The 21,465-nt window shown below is 71.4% G+C and carries 16 protein-coding genes; 7 read left to right on the top strand and 9 right to left on the bottom strand.

The window, feature by feature from the left end; translation table 11 throughout:
• Positions 1-99 precede the first annotated feature (99 nt).
• The 4 genes from BIV23_RS25255 (at position 100) to BIV23_RS25240 (ending at position 4,892) form a co-directional block, all read left to right on the top strand.
• The gene (locus BIV23_RS25255) at positions 100-1,839 is read left to right on the top strand and encodes an FAD-dependent oxidoreductase (protein WP_177240025.1); all 1,740 of its coding nucleotides are present in this window, start codon (positions 100-102) and stop codon (positions 1,837-1,839) included.
• Positions 1,840-1,925: 86 nt separating this feature from the next.
• A complete protein-coding gene (locus tag BIV23_RS25250) occupies positions 1,926-2,807 on the top strand; it encodes an intradiol ring-cleavage dioxygenase (RefSeq protein WP_071383234.1) in 882 nt (293 codons plus the stop codon).
• Complete coding sequence (locus tag BIV23_RS25245) at positions 2,804-3,883, top strand: maleylacetate reductase (RefSeq protein WP_071383233.1); 1,080 nt, start codon at positions 2,804-2,806, stop codon at positions 3,881-3,883. The genes BIV23_RS25250 and BIV23_RS25245 overlap by 4 nt, the downstream gene beginning before the upstream one ends.
• A 94-nt stretch (positions 3,884-3,977) precedes the next feature.
• Positions 3,978-4,892 (top strand): YceI family protein, encoded by a 915-nt coding sequence (locus BIV23_RS25240; RefSeq protein ID WP_071383232.1) that lies wholly within the window; start codon positions 3,978-3,980, stop codon positions 4,890-4,892.
• A 52-nt stretch (positions 4,893-4,944) separates the two neighbouring features.
• Here BIV23_RS25240 and BIV23_RS25235 read toward each other — a convergent pair whose 3' ends face one another.
• Positions 4,945-5,628: a response regulator gene (locus tag BIV23_RS25235; protein ID WP_071383231.1), complete on the bottom strand. Its 684-nt coding sequence runs from the start codon at positions 5,626-5,628 to the stop codon at positions 4,945-4,947.
• On the bottom strand, positions 5,625-7,271 hold the full coding sequence (locus tag BIV23_RS25230; protein ID WP_071383230.1) for a sensor histidine kinase: 1,647 nt from the start codon (positions 7,269-7,271) through the stop codon (positions 5,625-5,627). The genes BIV23_RS25235 and BIV23_RS25230 overlap by 4 nt, the downstream gene beginning before the upstream one ends.
• A gap of 201 nt (positions 7,272-7,472) precedes the next feature.
• Between BIV23_RS25230 and BIV23_RS25225 the strand changes: the two genes are divergently transcribed.
• Both BIV23_RS25225 and BIV23_RS25220 read left to right on the top strand, forming a co-directional pair.
• Positions 7,473-9,023, top strand: a complete 1,551-nt coding sequence (locus BIV23_RS25225; RefSeq protein ID WP_177240024.1) for a GntT/GntP/DsdX family permease — start codon at positions 7,473-7,475, stop codon at positions 9,021-9,023.
• Positions 9,024-9,122: 99 nt separating this feature from the next.
• Entirely contained in the window at positions 9,123-9,689 is a 567-nt protein-coding gene (locus BIV23_RS25220; RefSeq protein ID WP_071383228.1) for a DUF6817 domain-containing protein, read from the top strand.
• A gap of 48 nt (positions 9,690-9,737) precedes the next feature.
• Here BIV23_RS25220 and BIV23_RS25215 read toward each other — a convergent pair whose 3' ends face one another.
• The 3 genes from BIV23_RS25215 to BIV23_RS52125 form a co-directional block, all read right to left on the bottom strand.
• On the bottom strand, positions 9,738-11,315 hold the full coding sequence (locus BIV23_RS25215) for a serine/threonine-protein kinase (RefSeq protein WP_245790630.1): 1,578 nt from the start codon (positions 11,313-11,315) through the stop codon (positions 9,738-9,740).
• Positions 11,316-11,436: 121 nt separating this feature from the next.
• Positions 11,437-12,291: a hypothetical protein gene (locus BIV23_RS49705; protein ID WP_143079108.1), complete on the bottom strand. Its 855-nt coding sequence runs from the start codon at positions 12,289-12,291 to the stop codon at positions 11,437-11,439.
• Positions 12,292-12,491: 200 nt separating this feature from the next.
• Positions 12,492-12,644 carry a hypothetical protein gene (locus BIV23_RS52125; protein WP_245790629.1) on the bottom strand — a complete coding sequence of 51 codons (153 nt, stop codon included), beginning with the start codon at positions 12,642-12,644 and terminating at the stop codon, positions 12,492-12,494.
• Between the two features lie 707 nt (positions 12,645-13,351).
• Here BIV23_RS52125 and BIV23_RS25195 point away from each other — a divergent pair.
• Positions 13,352-14,782, top strand: a complete 1,431-nt coding sequence (locus BIV23_RS25195) for a M14 family zinc carboxypeptidase (RefSeq protein WP_071383223.1) — start codon at positions 13,352-13,354, stop codon at positions 14,780-14,782.
• A 9-nt stretch (positions 14,783-14,791) separates the two neighbouring features.
• Here BIV23_RS25195 and BIV23_RS25190 read toward each other — a convergent pair whose 3' ends face one another.
• From BIV23_RS25190 to BIV23_RS25175, 4 genes are all read right to left on the bottom strand, one after another.
• Complete coding sequence (locus tag BIV23_RS25190; RefSeq protein WP_079173345.1) at positions 14,792-17,461, bottom strand: lectin; 2,670 nt, start codon at positions 17,459-17,461, stop codon at positions 14,792-14,794.
• Positions 17,454-18,515, bottom strand: a complete 1,062-nt coding sequence (locus BIV23_RS25185; protein ID WP_342746379.1) for a PI-PLC domain-containing protein — start codon at positions 18,513-18,515, stop codon at positions 17,454-17,456. Before BIV23_RS25185 ends, BIV23_RS25190 begins: the two co-directional genes overlap by 8 nt.
• A 187-nt stretch (positions 18,516-18,702) precedes the next feature.
• Positions 18,703-19,263, bottom strand: coding sequence for a nitroreductase family protein (locus tag BIV23_RS25180; RefSeq protein WP_071383221.1), 561 nt, complete (start codon positions 19,261-19,263; stop codon positions 18,703-18,705).
• 661 nt (positions 19,264-19,924) lie between these two features.
• The gene (locus BIV23_RS25175) at positions 19,925-21,370 is read right to left on the bottom strand and encodes an MFS transporter (protein ID WP_071383220.1); all 1,446 of its coding nucleotides are present in this window, start codon (positions 21,368-21,370) and stop codon (positions 19,925-19,927) included.
• Between the last annotated feature and the right edge of the window lie 95 nt (positions 21,371-21,465).

Raw genomic sequence — 21,465 nt, 5'->3', positions numbered from 1 at the left:
GAGTTGACCGGGCTGTCTCGAAATGAGACACCCGCGACCCGGTGCGCCGCAGCATGATCGTGAATGCCTGAAGTCCGTTCTCCCCCTCAGGAGCACCCCGTGTCCACCGTCGTCGAGACCGACGTCCTGATCGTAGGCAGTGGCCCCGCCGGTGCGTCGGCCGCACTCGCCCTGAGCACCTACGGCGTGCCCAACCTCGTCGTGACCCGCTGTGCGAGCCTCGCCGACACGCCTCGCGCGCACATCACCAACCAGCGCACGATGGAGGTGCTGCGCGACCTCGGCGTCGAACAGGACGTCATCGCACGGGCCACCCCGCAGCATCTGATGGGCGACACGACCTTCTGCACCAGCCTGGCCGGGGAGGAACTCGGCCGGGTGCGCTCCTGGGGCAACGACCCGCTCGTCCAGGCCGCACACGACCTCGCGAGCCCGACCCGCATGTGCGACATGCCCCAGCACCTCATGGAGCCGGTGCTCGTCGACGCCGCCGTCGCCCGCGGCACCCGGCTGCGCTTCGAGACCGAGTACCTCTCCCACACCCAGGACGCGGCCGGCGTCACCGCCACCGTCCGCGACCGGCTGCGCGGGGACACGTACGAGATCCGCGCCCGGTATCTGATCGGCGCGGACGGCGGCCGATCGAAGGTCGCCGAGGACGCGGGTCTGCCGATGGGCGGCCGGATGGGCGTCGCGGGCAGCATCAACATCGTCTTCGACGCGGACCTGACCCGTTACACCGCGCACCGTCCGTCCACCCTCTACTGGGTGCTCGCGCCGGGCGCGACGGTCGGCGGTATCGGCGCCGGGCTGGTGCGCTGCGTCCGGCCGTGGAACGAGTGGCTGGTCGTGTGGGGGTACGACGTCACCGCGGGCGCCCCCGATCTGACCACCGAGTACGCCGAGTCCGTCGTCCGCAGGCTGGTCGGCGACGACGACGTCCCCGTGACGATCAGGTCGTCCTCCGCGTGGACGGTCAACGAGATGTACGCGCAGACGTACGCGAACGGCCGGGTCTTCTGCGCCGGTGACGCCACGCACCGCCATCCGCCGTCCAACGGCCTCGGCTCGAACACCTCCATCCAGGACTCGTACAACCTGGCCTGGAAACTCAGGATGGTCCTCGACGGGACCGCCGACGCCCGGCTCCTCGACACCTACACCGCCGAACGCGCCCCGATCGGCCGGCAGATCGTCACCCGCGCCAACAAGTCCATCGGCGAGACCACCCCCGTCTTCGAGGCGCTCGACGGACTCTCCCCGCAGACCCCCGAACAACTGCGGGCCAATATCGCCGCCCGCAAGGAGGCCACCGAGGCCGCCGCGAAGCAGCGCGCCCGGCTGCGCGAGGCGATCGCCTTCAAGGTCTACGAGTTCAACGCGCACGGCGTCGACCTCAACCAGCGGTACGACTCGGACGCCGTCGTGCCCGACGGCACCCCCGACCCCGGCTTCAGCCGCGACCCGGAGCTCTACCACCAGCCCTCCTCCCGCCCGGGCGCGAAGCTGCCGCACGCCTGGATCACCTCCGGCACCCGCAGGCTCTCCACGCTCGACGCCGTGGGCCGGGGCCGTTTCACCCTGCTGACCGGCATCGGCGGCGACGGCTGGGTGCGAGCCGCACAGGCGCAGGAGATCGACATCGCCACCGTGGTCATCGGCCCCGGCCAGGAGTACGACGACCCGTACGGCGACTGGGCGCGACTGAGCGAGGTCTCCGACGCCGGTGCCCTCCTGGTACGGCCCGACGGCGTCGTCGCCTTCCGGCACGCGTCGGCGGCCCCGGACGCCGAAGGGCTGCTGACGAGCGCGCTGCGGCGCATCCTTGGGCACGGCTGAACACACGCGACGGCGGGAAGGCGAGTCACCGTGGACACCGAACGCGCAATGCCGCGGTGGAACGCCGCAGACGACAAGGAGCTCGTATGACCAGCGACGCGGGAGAGACCATCGTCGAAGGGGCCGTCACCGAGGAGGCCGTCGCCAGTCTGCGCGCGACGGCCGATCCGCGGCTGCGGGAGTTGCTCGGCGGGCTGATCCGCCATCTGCACGACTTCGTGCGCGAGACCCGGCTCACACAGGAGGAGTGGGAGAGGGCCATCGGCTTCCTGACGGCGACCGGGCAGACCTGCACGGACACACGCCAGGAGTTCATCCTGCTGTCGGACGTGCTCGGCCTGTCCATGCTCGTCGAGACCGTCAACGGCGGCCGCGGCCCCGGCGCCACCGAGTCGACCGTCCTCGGCCCCTTCCACCTGACCGAGTCGCCCGCCCGTCGGCTCGGCGACGACATCGACCTGGTGGGCGGCGGCGAGCCGTGCGTCGTCAGCGGCCGGGTGCGCTCGCAGGACGGCTCCCCGCTGCCCGGCGCGGTCCTGGACGTCTGGCAGGCGGACGCCGAGGGCTACTACGACGTGCAGCAACCGGACGTCCAGCCCGCGGGCAACGGCCGCGGACTGTTCACGGCCGACGCGGAAGGCCGGTTCTGGTTCCGCACCTGTGTACCGGCCCCCTACCCGATCCCCACGGACGGCCCGGTCGGTGCCCTGCTGCGCGCCACCGGCCGGCACGCCTACCGTCCCGCGCACATCCACTTCATCGTCACGGCCGACGGCCACTCCCCCGTCACCACACACGTCTTCGTGGCCGGCAGCGACTACCTGGACTCCGACGCCGTGTTCGCGGTGAAGCGGAGTCTGGTGCAGGAGTTCGCGCGGATCGACGACCCGGCTCTGGCCCGGGAGTCGGGCGTCCCGAACCCCTTCCGGCAGGCGCGCTTCGATCTCGTTCTGGAGCGGGCGTCATGACGGGTTCCGCCGACTTCGTGTACGAGACCCGGCCCGTGCGGGTCGTCTTCCGGGCCGGCGCCGCCGTGTCCGCAGTCCCGGGCGAGGCCCGACACCTCGGTCTGCGGCGGCTGTTGGTGGTCTGCGGAAGCCGGGGTGAGACCACCGCCCGGGCGGTGGCGGAGGCGCTCGGCGACGCCTGTGCGGGGCTGTACGCCGAGGCGCGGATGCATGTTCCGGTCGAGGTCGCCGACCGGGCCGTCGCGGTGGCGCGGGCGGCCGGGGCCGACGGGTGCGTCGCGGTCGGCGGCGGCTCGGCCATCGGCCTCGGCAAGGCGATCGCGCTGCGCACCGGTCTGCCGCTGATCGCCGTGCCGTCCACGTACGCGGGTTCGGAGATGACCCCGGTCTGGGGCCTGACGGAACACGGGGTCAAGCGCACCGGCCGCGACCCGGTGGTCCAGCCCCGCAGCGTCGTCTACGACCCCGAACTCACCCTCTCCCTGCCGGTACCGCTCACGGTGACCAGCGGCGTCAACGCGCTGGCCCACGCCGTCGAGGCGCTGTACGCCCCGGACACCTCGCCACTGGTCTCGCTGATGGCGCGGGAGGGTGTCCGCGCGATGGCCGAGGCGCTGCCGCGGCTGGCCGCCGAACCCACCGGGCTCGACGCGCGCGGCCGGGCCCTGTACGCGGCGTGGCTCTGCGGAGCGTGCCTCGGCGCCACCACCATGGGCCTGCACCACAAGCTGTGCCATGTGCTCGGCGGCACGTTCGGGCTCCCGCACGCGGCGACACACACGGTGGTGCTCCCGTACGTCCTCGCCCACAACGCGCCCGCGGTGCCGCAGGCGATGGCCGCCCTCGGCAGGGCACTGGAGACCGACGACACGCCGCGCGCCCTGCGTGACCTGTCGGTCGGGCTGGGGGCACCGCGCTCGCTCGCCGAACTCGGCCTGGACGAAGGCGACTTGACGATGGCGGCGGAGCAGGTTGCGGGCCTGCCGTACGCCAATCCACGCCCGGTCACGACGCAAGGAGTCCTCGGGGTGCTGCGCGCGGCGTTCGAGGGGCGGGACGTGACTGTCTCGTATTGAGACACCCGCGCCCACGCGGCGTGCCGCACGATCGAACGGGGGGTGTGACCGTAGGCGGGCGCGGCTGCGCCAACCGTCGAGAAAGGTGAACATCATGGCCTTGGCACTGCTCCGGCGTCGGCGACCCAAGGGCGCCCCGGCCGAGGCGGCGGGCCTTTCGCTCTCCCTCCCCAGCGGCGCGGGCGGTATGGGCCGCGAGGTCGTCGACCCGATGGGCTCGCCCATGGCGGCCGCGGACGTCACGGTCACCGCGCTGGACACGCACCGCGTCGTGGCCCGCGGCACCACCGACCCGTACGGCTTCTTCCTCGCGGCGCTGCCGCCCGGCCGGCACAGCCTGTTGATCGCCGCGGAAGGGCTACGGCCGCACCGCGAGACGGTCGCGATCGTGGCGGGTGCGGCCGCGCCCACCGAGCGCGTGTGGCTCCAGCCCGCGCAGGCCCTGGAGCTGCCGTCGCCCGGCACCTGGCTCTTCGACCCGCCGCACACGGCCATCCGCTTCATCGCCAAGCACGTCGGCATGGCACACGTCCACGGCCGCTTCGAGCGCTTCGACGGCGGCATCCACATCGACCAGGACATGACCCGGTCCCGCGTGCACGTCCGCATCGACGCGTCCAGCATCACCACGGGCAACAACACCCGGGACAGCCACCTGCGCTCGGCCGACTTCCTCGACGTCGCGCGCTTCCCGCACATCGACTTCGCCGGCACGCGCTTCGCCTACCGGGGCGGCAGCAGATGGACCCTGCACGGCTCCCTGACCATGCACGGCGTGAGTCGCTCGGTGTCCCTGGACACGACCTACCTCGGCACGGTGAACGGCGGTTACGGCGAGGAGCTGCGCTGCGCGGCCCTGGCCAAGGCGGAGCTGCACCGCGAGGACTACACCCTGAACTGGCGCACCATGCTGGCCCGCGGGATCGCGGTGGTGGGCCCGACGGTCCAACTGGAACTGGACGTGCAGGCGATGTACCGGACGCACGACACACCCACGCCTCCCGAGTAGACCGCGAGCGGACCGCAATCGGAACAGCCCCGCGCCGCGAGGGCGGCGGGGCTCAGTCCTGGTCCGGTTCCGTGTCGTCGCCGCTCCACGAGTAGAGGTGTTCCGGGCGGCCGGCGGCGCCGTACCGCAGTTCGATGCGGATCGCGCCGGCCGCGGCGAGGTCGGCCAGGTAGCGCTGGGCCGTCGGGCGCGAGATACCCAGGCGTTCGGCGAGCGCGCTGGCGGTGATCGGGCCGTCGAGGGAGGCCACGGTGTCCGCGACGAGCTTTCCGGTCGGGGTGGCCCGTGGCGGCCGGGCGCGGACGGTGCGGTCCGTGCCGTGCAGGGCGCGCAGCGCACGGTCCACCTGGTCCTGGGCGAGGGAGCGGTCGGTGGACAGCTGGGCGTGGAAGCGGGCGTACGCGGCCAGGCGGTTCCTCAGCTCGCGCTCGTCGAAGGGTTTGATGAGGTAGCCCATGGCTCCGCGTCCCAGCGCCGCCCGTACCTGCGCGGCGTCGGCGGCGGCCGTCACCATCATCACGTCGCCCGACAGCGCGGGCAGCACGTCGGTGCCCAGCCGGTCGGGCAGATACAGGTCGAGCAGAATCAGGTCGGGCCGCAGTGCGCGGCTCAACTCGACTGCCTTCGCGGCGGAATGGGCCGTACCGGCGACCGTGAAGCCGTCGACCGCGTTCACGTAGCGGGCGTGCAGTTCGGCGACGCGATAGTCGTCGTCCACGACCAGGACCCGGATCACTGCTCGCCTCCTTGTGTTCCCGCGTGTTCGGCCTCGGTGCCCGCCGGGGCCCGCCGTTCCAGCACGGCGGGGAAGCGGGCCAGGAAGACCGCGCCGTGTGCGTCCCCGCCTGGCTGGCCCAGGCGCAGCTCGCCGCCGTGCTTGGTCGCGAGCTGGCGGGCCAGGGTGAGCCCGATGCCGTGCCCTGCCCGCTCCTGTGGGTCCCGGGTGGTGAATCCCCGGCTGAAGAGCCGTTCGACGTCCTCGGCCCGGACCCCGTCCCCGCTGTCGGCCACGGCCACGTGCAGGGTATCGCCCTCGGCCAGCACGCTCAGCTCCGCCCAGGCAGGACGCCGATGGCCGCTCTCGGCCGCTCGTACGGCGTTGTCCAGCAGGTTGCCGACGACACTGACCACGTCCAGCGGCTCGGTGAGCCGCCCCGGCAGATAGGAGTCCGGATCCAGCCGCAGCTCGACTCCGTGTTCGGAGGCGGTCGCCGTCTTGGCCGCGAGCAGTCCGCGCAGGTAGGGGTCGGCCAGCCGGGCGCCGTCGCGGCCCTCGGTGGCGAGCGGTGCGGCGGCCAGTTCGCGCAGGTAGTCCTGTGCCTCCTCGGCGCCGCCGGTGGCGAGCATGCCGGAGAGGGTGTGCAGCCGGTTGGTGTACTCGTGCGCCTGGGCGCGCAGGGCGTCGGAGAGAGCGCGCAGCGCGGACCGCTCGCGCTCCAGCTCGTCCACCTCGGTCCGGTCCCGCAGCGTGACCACGTGGCCGAGGTCCTGCTCGCCGCGCCGGACCGCCTGCGCGCTCAGCACGAGCAGCCGTCGGCCCACCACGGCCACGCTCTGCCGTAGCTCCTGGCGTTCCGCCAGCGCGCGGTGCACCGGTGCGGGCAGGCCGGCGTCGCCGAGCGGGGTACCCGGCCGTACCGGGCCCTCGAGCAGCCGGGCCGCCTCCTCGTTGCACACCGTGATCCGGTTCGCGGGGTCCACGGCGAGGACGCCGTCGCCCACACCGTGCAGCACGGCCTGCTGTTCGCGCAGCAGCTCGGCGAGTTCGGCCGGTTCCAGGCCGAGGGTCTGCCGCTTGAGGCGACGGGTCAGCAGGGCCGCCGCGCCGATGCCGACGAGCAGGGCACCGACCGAGAACGCGGCCTGCTCACGGATCAGCGGTACGGCGGCCTCCAGTGCCGTCGTGACCCGGACGCCGGTGCTGACCTCGCCGACCACGGCTCCGTCGGCGGAGCGCAGCGGGACCTTGGCGCGGGCGGAGGTGCCGAGGGTGCCGCGCTGGATGGACACCGACTCACGGCCGTTCAACGCGGTGGGCGGTGTGCTGACCTCCTTGCCGACCTCGGCCGGGTCCGGGTGCGACCAGCGGATGCCGCGCCGGTCGGTCACGACGACGAAGAGCATGCCGGTGCGTCGTCGTACCGCCTCCGCGAGGTGTTCCACCTCGCCGCCGGGATCCGAGCGGGCGCCGATCCGCCGGGCCACGTCCGGATTCTCGGCGACGCTCCGGGCCACCGCGAGGGCGCGCTGCTCGTACTGCTGCTCGGCGGAGTTCCGCAGCAGGGTCACCGTCAGGGCGAGGCCGGCACCGAGGACGACGACGAGCGCCAGGACCTGGGCGAGCAGCGCCTGCGTGGCAATACGGGGACCGCGGAACATGACGTCAGGGTATCCGGGAGAACGCTCTGCGGACCCGCGTGCACAATACGAGCAGAATGCACGGAAAGATTTACGTCGCCCTCAATTAACGCAACGGTTACACCCCTGGTGACGCGGCGTCGCTTGCACATACGGTGCCCGGAAATTCGATTACGGGAGTTCCCGGGAATTAGGGAAAGCTGAATGCGCATGATGGCAGCGTTGGCATCACAATCCGCGAAAGCGGCCCCGGCGGCCGTGGCCTGGACCGGCCACGACACCTGGCTGCTCGCACTGGTCGGCATCTCGATCGCGGTGGTCGTCCTCCTCATCAGCTGGGCGAAGCTGCACGCCTTTCTGGCTCTGATGGTGAGTGCGCTCACTGTCTCGGTGCTGTCCGGGGCAGGCGTCGAAAAGGCGGCGGATTCCTTCACCACCGGCCTCGGCAACATCATGGGCAAGGTCGGCATCCTCATCGTCCTGGGAGCCGTGCTCGGCCGGCTGATGGCCGATTCCGGTGGCATCGACCAGATCGTGGCGACGCTCACCCGTGTCGCCGGTCCGAAACGACTGCCCTGGGCCGTGACGGCGATCGCCTGCATCGTCGGCCTGCCGATGTTCTTCGAGGTCGGCTTCGTGATGCTGGTGCCGCTGGTCCTCCAGATCGCCCGGCGCGCGGACTACCCGGTGCTGCGGGTCGGCATCCCCGCGATGGCCGGTCTGGCCACCGTGCACGCGCTGGTGCCTCCGCATCCCGGGGTGCTCGTGGCCGTCAACGCGGTGCACGCCGACATCGGCCTCACTCTCGTCTACGGCCTGATCGTCGCGGTCCCCTGCGCCATCGTGGTCGGGCCGCTGTTCACCGCGTACATCTGGCCGCGGGTCGGCGCCCGTGTCCCCGACTCGGCACTGGCGGCCTTCACCACCGCCGCGCCGACGAGCGCCGCCGTCACGGCCGCACTCGATCACGCCCGCTCGCACGTGCAGGCCGGTGCCCGCGCCTCCGCTCCGGCGTCGGCGGCCTCGACGGGCGTCGCCGTGACGGACCGCCCCGAGGCACCGACGGACGCCGTCCGCGAGGAGGGCGAGCCGCGGAGCCGGCGGCGCACGCCGCGGTTCTCCGTGACGGTCGGCACCATCCTGCTGCCGATCGCGCTGATGATGCTCAAGGCGAGCTGCGACACCTTCCACTGGGCGCACGGCGCTCTCCTGACCACCGTCGAGTTCCTCGGTACGCCGATGATCTCCCTGCTCGCGGCGATTGTGGTGGCGCTGTTCGCTTTCGGCTGGGCCGTCGGCTCCTCGCGCCGTGAGGTCCAGGAGACGCTGTCCCGTTCCTTCCCGCCCATCGCCGGTGTCCTGGTGATCGTCGGGGCCGGTGGCGGCTACTCCGCGGCGCTGCAGGACTCCGGCATCAACGCCGCGATCGGCGAGGCCGCCCAGCATCTGCACATCTCCCTGCTCCTGCTGGCCTGGCTGGTGGCCGCCCTCATGCGCACGGCGACCGGTTCGGGCACGGTGGCCACCGTGGCGGCGGCCGGCATCGTCGGCCCGCTGGCGCAGCACCTGGACTCCCCGCACGCGGCCCTGGTCGCCCTGGCGCTCGGCTCGGGCGCCGCGTTCCTCGGGCATGTCAACGACGCCTCGTTCTGGATGTTCAAGGAGTACTTCGGCCTGTCCGTGGGCGGCACGCTCCGCACCTGGACCGTCTCCCACACGCTGCTGTCGCTGACCTCGCTGGGCGTCATCCTGCTCCTGAACACCGTCGTCTGACGACAGCGGCACCGTCGTCCGACGGTCGACTCGTGGTGCCCCGGCCGGAACGCTCGCTGCCGGGGCGCCACGCCGTGCGCCGGCGTTACGCTCGGCCCCATGGCAGCAGCCCGGCGGCACCACCTGACGGAACGTGAACAGCGAGCGGTCGAGGCGTTTCTGCGGGATCGGGGAGCCGCGCTGATCCCTCATCCCGGGGGGACGCTGCTGGAACACCTGGAGCGGGTGCGCGGGCTGCTGGCCGGCTGGGGAGCGGACGGCGTCGTCCAGACCGCGGGTCTGTGCCATGCGACGTACGGAACGGACGGTTTCGGGCCGACGCTGCTGCCCGTCACGGACCGGGCCACACTCGTCGCGCTGATCGGTCAACAGGCCGAAGAACTGGTCTACTTCTACGCCGGCTGCGACCGCGCCGCCACCTACCCCGGCCTCGACGGCACCGAGGCGGTCGTCTTCCGGGACCGGTTCACGGGCCGCGAGCACCAGCCGTCGGCCGAAACCCTCCGGGCGTTTCTCACCATCACGGCCGCCAACGAACTCGACGTACTGGCGCACAACGCGGACCTGGCCAGGCGGCACGGCCCCGGACTGTACCGCCTGCTCACCCGGGTGGGTCGGCTGCTGCCGCCCGCCGCACGCGACGCGGTCGCCCGCCAACTGGGCTGACGTCTTCCGGCTCCGACGACGCGGCAGCCGTCTGCTCCCGGCCGCCGGTCAGTCGGTGAACCCGTCGCGCACGTGGTCGAAGACGGGGCGGAACGTGTCCCACCGGGCGTCCGGGGCCGACAGGTAGATGTCGTACTCCCGGCCTCCGGCCGTGCCGTATCCCAGGTCGATGGCGCGGAAGACGCGGGCGCGGCCGCGGAAGGTGAACTCCCACACCGCGGCCGGCTTGCCCTTGAAGGTGGTCTTCTGCATGCGCAGCCTGCGGTACGTGCCGTAGTTGACCTTGGTGTTCGCTTCGATGTCCGCGAAGTGCTCGATGGGGTGCGAGCCGGCCGGGTCCACCATGCCGACGGTGATGCCGGCAAGGCCGGTCGGATCGGCGTAGGTGACCTCCCCGTTCGGCCCCTTCTTCGGCTTCCAGCCGTCCGGCACGGGGAAGGAAACGCCGAGCCGCTGGTCGCGGACCAGGTGGTAGCCGTCGGGTACGGGCGAGGGCGTGGCCGACGCGGTACCGGTCGAGGTGCCTCCGGAGCGGTGAGCGCCGGCCTTGCCCCCGCCTTCGTGCGAGGAGGCGTAGAAGGCCGCCGCGGCGGCGGACGCGACCACCACGGCGGTGACCGCCGGCACCAGGGCGCGCCGCGGGCGCCCGCGGCCCCGGCGGTCTTCGTGCGGGTCCCCCGAGTCCTCCCGGTCCCCGTCGGACGGCGTGGACGGCGCATGCCGTGCCGGGGCGGTGGAGGCCGCGTACCGGGTGTCCTCGGGCCGGGGGCCGGCGAGGTCGGCCGACGACGCGGTGCTGGTGGGCGAGGCGCCGGACGCGACGGCTCGCAGGGCCTGTTCCGTCTGTTCCGCCGTGGGGCGGTCCGCGGGGTCCTTCGCCAGCAGGGCCTCGACGAGCGGTGTCAGCGGCCCGGCCTGTCGCATCGGATCGAGCGGGGCGACGGCGATGGCGTACGCGGTCTCCATGGCGGTGTCGCGGCGGTACGGCGGGCGCCCCTCGACCGCCTGGTACAGCGTGGCGCCCAACGACCACAGATCGGAGGCGGGGCCGGGATCCTGGCCCCGGATCCGCTCCGGGGCCATGAAGTCGATGGAACCGACCATCTCCCCGGTCTGGGTGAGCGTCGAGGACCCGGCGGTCCGGGCGATGCCGAAGTCCGTCAGGACGACGCGGTCTCCCGCGCCCAGCAGGACGTTCGCGGGTTTGATGTCGCGGTGCAGGACACCTGCGGTGTGCGCGGCCCGTACGGCGGCGATCATGCCGAGGCCGATCCGGGCGGCCTCGGCCGGGGGCAGGGTCCGGCCGCCCTTGAGGACGTCGCCGAGCGTGGGCGCGGGGACGTACTCCATGACGATGCAGGGCCGCCCGTCGTCCTCGGCGACGTCATGGACGACGATCACGTTGGGATGCACGACCCGGGCGGCACTGCGCGCCTCCCGCCGGGTCCGCTCGTACAGCGTGGCGACCTCGGCGCCGGAGAGGTGGGGCTGTGTGTGGAGCTGCTTGAGTGCGACCTGCCGGGCGAGCACCACGTCCTCGGCCCGCCAGACCGTGCCCATGCCGCCGCGGCCGATGCGCTCGACCAGCCGGTAGCGTCCGGCGACGAGTCGCCCTTCGTCCGACACAGCCCTGTCCTCCGCCTGCTCCGTCCCCCTTATGTCACTGATCGTGCACATTAACCGACCTCGTCGGGAGACCGGTAGCCGGTCCGCCATGTGGAGCGGTACCCGGTGATGAGGAGACGGACTACCCCGTGACGGTTCCGTACCCGTCGTTGTCCAGGCCGGTCCGGGTCTGGGACGACCACAGCCGTCCGGCGGTGCCGAGGGAGGTCACGTCGGTGATCACCAGGGCGTCGACCGCGTCCCGGGGCGGGTCGCCGACCTGGGTGACGTCGTACGCGTAGGCGTCTCGTGCGCTGCCCGCGGCGGCGCCCGGCGATGTGCTGGTGGGCGACCAGGGGTGGAACGGGCGGTGGCGCCCGCGCCGACGCCGGGCGCCGTGCCGCCGAGCCTGCCGTCGGCGCCGCGGTCCCGGATGTTGCCGCTGTTCCAGACCTGCTGGTGGGCCATCTGGTCGTAGGCGTTCGACGGTGCCCCGGTGACCGGTCCCGCGATGAAGGCGTTGTCGGCCACGTCGCGCTGGAAGGTGCCACCGGAGTTCCCGGCCGTGTACCCGCCCTGGTAGTCGTACACGACGTTGCCCACGAACTGTGTGTCGGCCTTGTCCGGCGGATTGCGGTTGTGCGCGTCGGCGAAGACGTCGTGGTAACCAGGTGAACGGTCCGCCCTCGGTGTGCGCGGCGAACCGCTGTCCGATCGGATCGGCGACCATCGAGTTCTGCACGGTGATGTTCCTGGCGCCGACGGCGTCGATGTCGTCCCGCTTGGCGAACTCGACCGACACCTGGTCGAAGATCATGACGCTCGCCTTGGCGAGGGCGAGGCTCGCCTTGCCGTTCGCCGGGTCGAGCGTGCCCTCCCGGAAGCGGACGTAACGCACGATGTCGTTCGAGGAGTTGGAGAAGGACACCTCCCTGCCGCGCAGGCCGATGCCCTGGCCGGGTGCCGTGTCGCCCTCGACGGTGATGTCGTCGGCCACGGGGTTCGAACGCCACCGCCGCCCGGGCAGCCTGAGTCTGACCGGCCCAGGATCCGGGAGCGAGCACGGCGACGGCCGCCGCGCCCAGGGCGGCGCCCGCGACGACGGTACGGCGTACGGTGCGACGTCTGCGTGAAGTCATGTCTGCCTCCGAATCGTTGACGCCGTGAAGTCACCGGGCGGCAGGGATCGGTTGGCGCTCAGAGACTGCCCGGCCGGACCGGGCCGGTCCTTTTGACCCCGGTGAGGAGGGGGGTGACCTCGATGGCGGAGACGAAGCGGACCTGCGGGTGGCGGCTGAGCTGTCGGCCCGTCTCCTCCAGGCCGCCGGGTGCGACACCGATCCACAGCACTGCCTCGGTCCGGATACCCGGCCGGGCGAGATCGGCTTCGGTCGCGAGCGGGGGGCTGGCCGCCCAGATGTGCCTCCAGGCGGCGGGCGAGGTCGGTGTACGGGGCCCGCCCGTCCTCGATGAGTGCGGCGATCAGCCGTTGGGCGACGGACTGGAGGGCGGAGCGGGTGGGCGCGGCCGGGGCATCCTGTCGCTGGCCGGTCAGCCCGGTCTCCGACGGCAGACCGCCGCTCCAGTCGAAGCCGGCCGGGAAGACCCGCAGCAGCACGTGGGAGGTCCACGACCGGACGGCGGATGTGGGGGGCGCGCAGCAGCAGCGTGTTGCGGGCGTCCGGCCCGGCCAGGAACAGCACGGCGCAGACTTCGTCGCCGCCGCCGAGGACGCCCACCCGGATCGTGTCGGGGCGGCGTGCCGACGTGGCGGCGATGGCGCTGATCCGGTGGGGCTCGCATCGGATGCGCAGGGCGAGCGGAATCAGATCGGGGAACCACGCGGGGTCGCGCACGGCCGTGGCTCGCGGCGTTCCGTCGTGGAACAGCGGTGCCGCACGGCGCACCACGGTGCGCCCGGAGATCCCCAGAACGCGACCTTGCCTCCTCGGCTCGTTCCACGCCTGCCCCGACAGCCCGATGCCGCGCACCCCGTACCACTATCGCCATGGACATGCCATATTGAGAACGACCATCCCCCACGAAAGGTCACCTCCATGGCATACAAACGCCTGGCGGGCCTGACCGCCGGTGCCGTCATCGTCGCCGCGGCCCTGCTGCCGCAGGTGGCGCAGGCCGGCACCGGCGCGGACGCCACAGCGGGCCGCGCCACCACCACCGGCCGGGCCCACGGCGGGCACCGTACGGTCGTCATCTACCGTGTGCCCACACGCAATCCGCTCGCCGACGCCGAGCGGCTCGTCGACTCCGGGTACGACCTTCTGGAGAAGCGGCAGGGCAACGCCCTGTTCGTCTCCGGCGACGCCTCCACCGCGGCCGGACTGCGGCGGCTCGGCTTCACCCCCGCCATCGCCACCACGCTGACCGAAGCGGTTCCCTCCCCCACCGCGAGGACGCGCGCCGCCGCGGGCGACACCTTCGACGGGGGCTACCACACGGTCACCGCGCAGTACTCGCATCTGGACGACACCGCGTCCCAACACCCCGATCTCGCCAAGGTGGTGACGTACGGTCAGTCCTGGCTCAAACAGCACGGGCACGGCGGCCGCGACCTCAAGGCGATATGCATCACCAAACTCCAGGCGGGCGACTGCGCGCTCAGCCCGAACTCGGCCAAGCCGCGGTTCTTCCTGATGAGCCAGATCCACGCCCGCGAACTGACGACCGGTGAGATGTCGTGGCGCTGGATCGACGCACTGACCAGCGGCTACGGCAAGGACGCGGCGATCACCAAGCTGATGGACACCACCGAGATGTGGGTGGTGCCCGACGCCAACCCCGACGGCGTCGACATGGTCGCGGCGGGCGGCGACAACCCCGTCCTCCAGCGCAAGAACGCCGACGACACGCACGGCTCCCAATGCGGCGTGAGCGCCTACAGCCAGATCGGCGTCGACCTCAACCGCAACGCCGACACCCACTGGAACACCTCCGGCACGTCCAGCGCGCCCTGCGACCAGACCTACGACGGTCCCTCGGGCGACTCCGAGGTGGAGAACAGCGCTCTGGAGAACCTCTTCCGCGAGCTGTTCCCCGCGGTCCGCACCGGCACGGGCGACACCGCCCCGGCGCCGTCGGACACCAAGGGCATGATGATCACCCTGCACAGCGACGCCAGCATGGTGCTCTTCCCCTGGGAGTACGACTCCACCGTGCACACCGGCAACGACACCGCCCTGCGCGCGCTGGCCGCGCACATGGCCTCGCTGACCGGCTACCAGTACGGCCAGGCGGGCGAGATCCTCTACAACGCCTCGGGCGGAACCGACGACTGGACGTACGACAAGCTCGGCCTCGCCAGCTTCACCATCGAGATCGGCGACAGCAACGGCGTCGGCTGCGACGGCTTCACACCGCCGTTCTCCTGCCAGGACAGCTACTTCTGGCCGAAGATGGAACCGGCGCTCCTGTACGCCGCCCAGCACGCCGCGTCCCCGTACACCACCACGTCCGCCGCACACCACTGACGATCCGCCTCACGAGGACGGCAGGGTCCAGCGCTGGCCGGCACTCCCCGTGCACGTGGCGAGGGTCAACCGGGTCTTGTCCGTGGCTCCGTCGCTCGCATCGGTGAGACAGAGCCCCGAGACCGGGTTGACGAGTTCACCCGTGCTGTCGGGCTGCCACCGCTGGGCCTCGGTGCCGTTGCAGGTGTGGAGTTGGATCTTCGTGCCGGAGGTCGTCGCGCCGCCGGTGACGTCCATGCAGTCGTTCAGCACCTGGAGGGTGCCGTCGGGGACGGCCTTCCAGGTCTGTGCGTCGCTGCCGTTGCAGGTGTAGATCTGGATGGCCGTGCCGTTCGACGTCCCGGCCCCGGCGTCGTCGACGCACTTGCCGGTGGCCGTCTCGATGAGCGGTCCGGCGGGCTGAGCCACGCCCGTGCCCGGGGTGCCGTCGTAGGAGGGCGGTGCGGCCGAGGTGTCCGACGCCCACTGGGTGTCGGCGGTCGAGGAGAGGGTGAAGTCCAGCTCCGCGGACGAGCCGAGGAAGGAGGCCGGCACATAGGCCTTGTTCCACGCGCCACCGTTGAGCGTCAGGGCCTGGACGTACGGCGAACCGTCCGACGCCGCAGGGGCGTTGACGGTCAGCGTGTGCCCGCCCGCCGTGACCACGGCCGAGGTGAACAGCGGGCTGCCGAGGGCCAGGTCGGCGGTGCCCGGCGTCTCCGGGTAGAGGCCGAGCGCGGACCAGACGTACCAGGCGCTCATCTCACCGAGGTCGTCGTTGCCCGGCTCGCCGCCGGCGGCGTTGGTCCACAGCTGGTCCTGGACGGCACGCACGGTGGACTGCGTCCTGTACGGCTCACCGACCCAGTCGTACTCCCACGGCAGCCCGATGCTGGGTTCGTTGCCCATGTTGGACTGGGTGCCGATCACACTGCCCAGGCCCTGGTAGCCGCTGAGCACGCTGTCCAGGTACGACGCCAGGGAGGAGGCGCCGCCCTCCAGGGACGCCAGCTTGGCCACGTTGAAGGGGATCATCGGCGTATACGTGAAGGCGTCGCCCTCGGCGAAGTCGTTGCTCGACGTGCCGGTGATCAGCTTGGCGTTGAAACCGTCCATCCAGCGGCCGTTGGAGTGGCGTGGCTGGATGTAGCCGGACGACGTGTTGAAGATGTTCTGCCAGTCCTGTGCGCGGTCCTGGAACTTCTTGCGGTCCGCGCTGTCGCCGAGTGCGCCCGCGAACGCCGACAGGGCGAAGTCGTCCGTGTCGTACTCCAGTTGGGTGGAGGTGGTGGCGTATTCGTGGCAGCAGCCGTACAGCGAGTTGGTGGGCAGATAGCCGAACGAGTCCAGGTAGGTCACGCCAGGGGTGACGTCGGTGTCGGTGGTCTGCTCCTTGATCATGGCGGACAGGGCCGTGGCGGTGTCGAAGTCGCGTGCGCCGAAGGCGTAGTAGTCGGCCAGCACGGGCACGGCCGGATCGCCGACCATGATGTGCGTCTCGCCGGTGTTCATGCCCCACTTGGTGAGCGTGCCGCCCTGCTGGTAGTCGTTGACGATCGACTGCGCCATGTCGGAGGCGGCCGACGGGTCGAGCAGCGCGGTGAGCTGGGCCTGCGAGCGGTAGGTGTCCCAGTTGGAGAAGTCGGTGTACTGGGCGCGGTGGCCGCTGGTCACGGTGTGCACGGCGCCGTCGTAGCCGCGGTAGGAGCCGTCGGCATCGCTGACCACGCTGGGGAAGAGGGAGGCGTGGTAGAGGGCGGTGTAGAAGACGTGCTGCTGGTCGCTGGTGCCGCCGCTCACCGTGATCTTCGACAGTTCGTCGCGCCAGGCCGTCGCCGCGGCGGACTTCACGTCGGCGAAGCTCTTGCCGGTGACCTCCGCGTCCCGGTTGGCGGCCGCCTCGGCCGTCGACGTGTAGGAGATGCCGACCCTGGCCTCGACCGTGCGGCTGCTCGTGGTGTCGAACGTGAGGTACTCGCCGCCGCTGTAGCCGCCGCTGGCCGTGAAGGGGTGGTCGAAGCTGAGGGCGAAGTAGAGCGTGAAGGGGTTGGTGGCCTCGCAGAAGCCGGTGCTGGTCACCGAGCCGGTCACCGTGTCGTCACCGGTCACGTTCAGCGTCGAGGAGGCGTACGGGGTCTGCGTGCCGTTCAGTTTGAGGAGCAGGTCGGCCTGGGTGGAGGCGGGGAAGCTGAACTGGCCGATCCCCGCGTGCGTGGTCGTGGTGAGTGCCACGCCGGTGCCGTTGCCGAGGGAGACGGAGTAGGAGCCGGGTGACGCCGTCTCGTTCGCGTGGGAGAACGACGCCGTCGTGGAGCCGGGGTCGGAGCCGATCGAGCCGACCACGGGCAGGATGGGCAGATCCCCGGCCGCGTCGCAGCCGACGCCGGAGACATGGGTGAGGCTGAAGCCGGAGACGGCGGAATCGGCGTAGTTGTAGCCGCCGCCCTTGGGCCGCGACGTGGTGTCCGGGGACCACTGGACCATGCCGTGCGGGACGTCGGCGCCGGGAAAGGTGTTCCCGGCGCTGAAGTCGCTGTTGGAGCCGGTGCCGATGTACGGATTGACCAGCGGCACCGGGTCGGCGACGGCCGTCGCGGCGCGCGCCGACGGGGCGAGTTGGCCGGGCAGGGCGAAGGCGAGAGCCGTCACCCCGGCCGCCAGGAACCTCAGCAGCGTGCGGGAGTTCGGGGCGTCAGCCACGGGTGAGCACCTCGCCGAGCACGCCGTTCGCCGGGGCGGTGATCCAGTCGGTGGAGATGTACGAGGCGCCGTCCGAAGCGAGTTCGGCGACCCGGGCGCCGGCGTCGGCGAGGGAGGGGTCGGACGAGCTGAGGGCGGGCGACACGTCGTAGGCGTCGGTGACGACCGTCAGGTAGTGATTGGTGTCGTACCACTGGGTGTCGCCGTCGCCGACCCACGCGGCCGCGTCCGCGTCGAAGACCACGAACCAGGGGCGCAGGGTGGTGTCGCCGTAGCGCGTGCGCGGGTCCACCGCCTGCGCGCCGAGCACGCTGGGGAAGACGGCGGCCTGGTCGATGGCCCCGGCGGCGGCCAGGTCCTTGAGGTGCTGGGCGTAGACGACGTCCACCCAGGTGGAGGCGGGGTCGACGGCCTGCTCGAAGGTGCCGGGGATGATCTCCACGATCGCCTTGCCGTTCAGGGCGGTGTTTCCGGCCCAGTTGTTCGCGCGGGCGGCGCTGTCGAGGTCCGGGTAGCGGCTGCCGTCGCCCTTGGTCAGCAGGTCGGCGGGGGTGTAGAGGGCGCTGCCGAGGTGGGACTTGACGTAGGCGTCGAACGAGGTCGGGTTCATGCCGAGGACGTTGTCGAACCCGTTCTTCATCTCGATCTTGACCATGATCGGGTGGCCGGTGGGGTGGGCCTGCAGCCAGATCCGGATGTCGTCGAGGCAACTGTCCAGGTTCTGGTTGCGGTTGCCGGTGTAGAGGTCGGCGGCCGTGCTCGCCTGGACGCAGTTGTTGTCGCTGCCGAGCGGGTTGCTGTGGCTCACGTTCCACTTGCCGGTGAACACGTTGGCCCAGGCGTCCAGTTCCACCAGGGAGGTACCGGTGTCCAGGGCGTCGGCGAGGTAGGTGTACGCCGACTTGTCGTCGTACGTGTTGTGGATGCCGGTGCCGGACACCTCGGCCAGCGTCGCCCCGGCACGGTCGGCGGCGTGGGCGGCCGGCATCGTTGTCGCGGCAAGCAGTAGAGCCGAGACGGCCAGCATCAGGAGCCGCACTCTTCGGCCAATCATGCGCATGCCAATCCTTCCGGCAGTGCTCGGTGGTGGTCGCGCAGAGCCTAGGGGTGACGGGCGTCCGTCCGCTACGCCTCGGTAACCGCTTTCCCAACATCCCGGAACCATTGCGGGTGTGACGCGGGACAGGGCTCCTCCGCACCACTCCGGCACGGCTGCTGAAGCAGGGCTACTCAGGCTGGGCCTACTCCGGCAGGGTCCAGGGAGCGGAGAGCAGATCGGCGACGCTGCGCCGGTCGCGGCGCTCCGACGGCACTTCGGCCGCCTTCCCCAACGCGATCATGGACACGATCGCCCATCCCGGGTTCGGGCTCAGCTCTTTGGTGAGGCCTTCCAGGTCGAAGGCGCGGAACTGATGGGCCGCCAGTCCCATCGCCTGGGCCTGGACGGTCATGTGGGCGACGGCCTGACCGAGGTCGTAGTCCGCGAACTCGGAGTACAGCAGCTGCGTCTCGTCGACATGACGGTGCGTCAGCGTGACGACGAGCAGGCCCGCGTCCGTCGCCCACCGGGCCGAGCTGGGTGCGAGGTGACGCACCACCCGCTCGTGCTCCGGCTCACCGGGCCGGCTGGTGAAGAAGCCCCAGGGCTGGGAGTTACCGGCGGACGGCGCCCATCGCGCGGCCTCCAGCAGCAGGCCCAGGCAGTCGTCGTCCACGCCGGCCGACGGGTCGAACCGGTAGGGGCTGAACCGTCCGGCCAGCAGAGGATGGATGCCGACGGGCGGTTCGTGATCACGCTGCATGTCCGGGTGCAACCAGCCGGCCTGTGGCCGTATTCCCCACGTCGGGAGAGGTCAGGGCGCGTGCGACCGCCGCGGGACGCGCATACGAACTGTCCCGGCCGGGGCACTTCTCTCCGCGTGTGCACGAGAGCACGCTGATCCGCACCGGACACGAATCGCCGCGCCGCCGCCCCGTCGTCACTCCCCCCACAGCCGAATCGAGGTCCCGTGACGACCAACGACCGCACCAGCGCGTCCGTCTCCGCTCCCCACCGGCCCGAACGCCTCACCACGGCCCAACGCTACGCCTTCTGGGGGTCGTTCGGCGGTTGGGCCATGGACGGGTTCACCCGGACCGTCTTCGGACTGGTCCTCGCCCCCCCACGATGGACACCGTGCCCGCGCGGCATGTTCCTCCTCGGCGGCGTCCCGGCCCTCGCCGCCTTCCTCCTGCGCCACACCACCCCCGAGCCCGGGCGCCGGCAGGACGACGACGCCGTACGAAACCGACGTTCCCTCTGGCAGCCCGCCGTCGAGGTGCTCACACCCCCGTACCGCTCGCGCAGCCCATACCGGCCCAGCCGTCGTCCTGCCCTGTCACCATGCCCCCTCCGACAACGACCGGAATGCCTCCGCACGGTCTCCACGGACTCGACCCCGTCGACCCACCGGGCAGGCCGGGTCATGCGGTTCGGTCCGGGGCCTCGGTCTGAAGAAGTCCGGTGGCCTCCTCCTCCGTGGCGACGGCGGGCGGGGAGCCGGGCAGGGGCTGGTTGGCCGTTTCGCGCATGCAGAGTACGGCGACGACACCGACGGCCGCCGCGGCGGTCGCGTAGTAGGCGGGCATGAGGTTGGTGCCGAACGCGCCGATCAGGGCGGTGATCACCAGAGGGGTCGTGCCGCCGAAGACCGAGGTGGAGAGGTTGTAGGCGACGGAGAGCGCACCGTAGCGGACGTGGGTGGGGAAGATCGCCGGGAGTGCGGCCGACATCGTGCCGAGCATCGTCACCAGGGACAGCCCCATCAGCACCAGGCCCAGCGCGATGAGGCCGACGTCGCCCTGCCGGATGAGGAGGAAGGACGGCACGGACAGGAAGAGGAAGCCGAGCATGCCCGTCATCAGCAGCGGTCGGCGCCCGAAGCGGTCCGAGAGCCGTCCCACCTGGTTGATGACGCACATCTGAAGCACCATCACGATGAGCAGGATCCCCAGCCCGTGGTCGGTGGCGTAGCCGAGCTCGTCCGACAGGTACGTCGGCATGTACGACAGCAGCATGTAGTCGGTGATGTTGTACGCCGCGACGAGCGTGAGGCACAGCACCAGCGGCCGCCAGTACCGGGTGAAGATCTTGCCGAGGTCGGCGGTGGCCGAGGTCTCCGCGGCGTCGACGGCGTCGGCGGCCCCGCCCGCCGTGGTCCGGCCGGCCGCCAGCTTCCGGAACGCCGGTGTCTCGTCGAGCCTCAGCCGCAGGTACACGCCGATGAGGCCGAGCGGGGCCGCGACCAGGAACGGGATGCGCCAGCCCCAGTGCAGCATCTGCTCCGTGCTGAGGGCTCCGCTGAGGACGACGACCAGACCGGAGGCCGCGACGTACCCGGCGAGTGTGCCGAACTCCAGGAAACTGCCGTAGAAGCCGCGCCGCCTGTCCGGCGCGTACTCGGCGATGAAGGTCGAGGCTCCGCCGTACTCCCCGCCGGTGGAGAAGCCCTGCACCAGCCGGAAGAAGATCAGCAGGGCCGGGGCCCACAGGCCGATCGTCGCGTGGGAGGGGATCAGGCCGATGGCGAGGGTACCCACCGCCATCATGATCATGGTGATGGCGAGGATGCGCTGCCGGCCGACCTTGTCACCGAGCGGGCCGAAGACCATTCCGCCGACGGGACGCACCAGGAAGGCCACCGCGAACGTCGCGAAGGAGCCGAGCAGTTGGGCGGTGTCGTTCCCCGAGGGAAAGAAGACCTTTCCGATGGTCGAGGCCAGATAGCTGTAGATGCCGAAGTCGTACCACTCCATGGCGTTGCCGAGGGCGGCCGCCTTGGTGGCCCGCCTGACCGCCGCCTCGTCGGTCACGGTGATGTCGGCCGCCCGGCCTGTCGTCACGTCGTCGCCGGTCGACGTCATGGTCATGCTCCCGTTCTCGATCGCCCGCCTTCCCCAGGAACGACTGCGCGCTGGGCGCATACTCAAACCTTCCTCTTCGTACCGCACCCGGTCGGCGACCT

Source organism: Streptomyces monashensis, assembly GCF_001866665.1.
Classification (GTDB): Bacteria; Actinomycetota; Actinomycetes; order Streptomycetales; family Streptomycetaceae; genus Streptomyces; species Streptomyces monashensis.
Note: the sequence above shows the minus strand (reverse complement) of the source record. Positions and strands in the feature narration are given on the sequence as shown.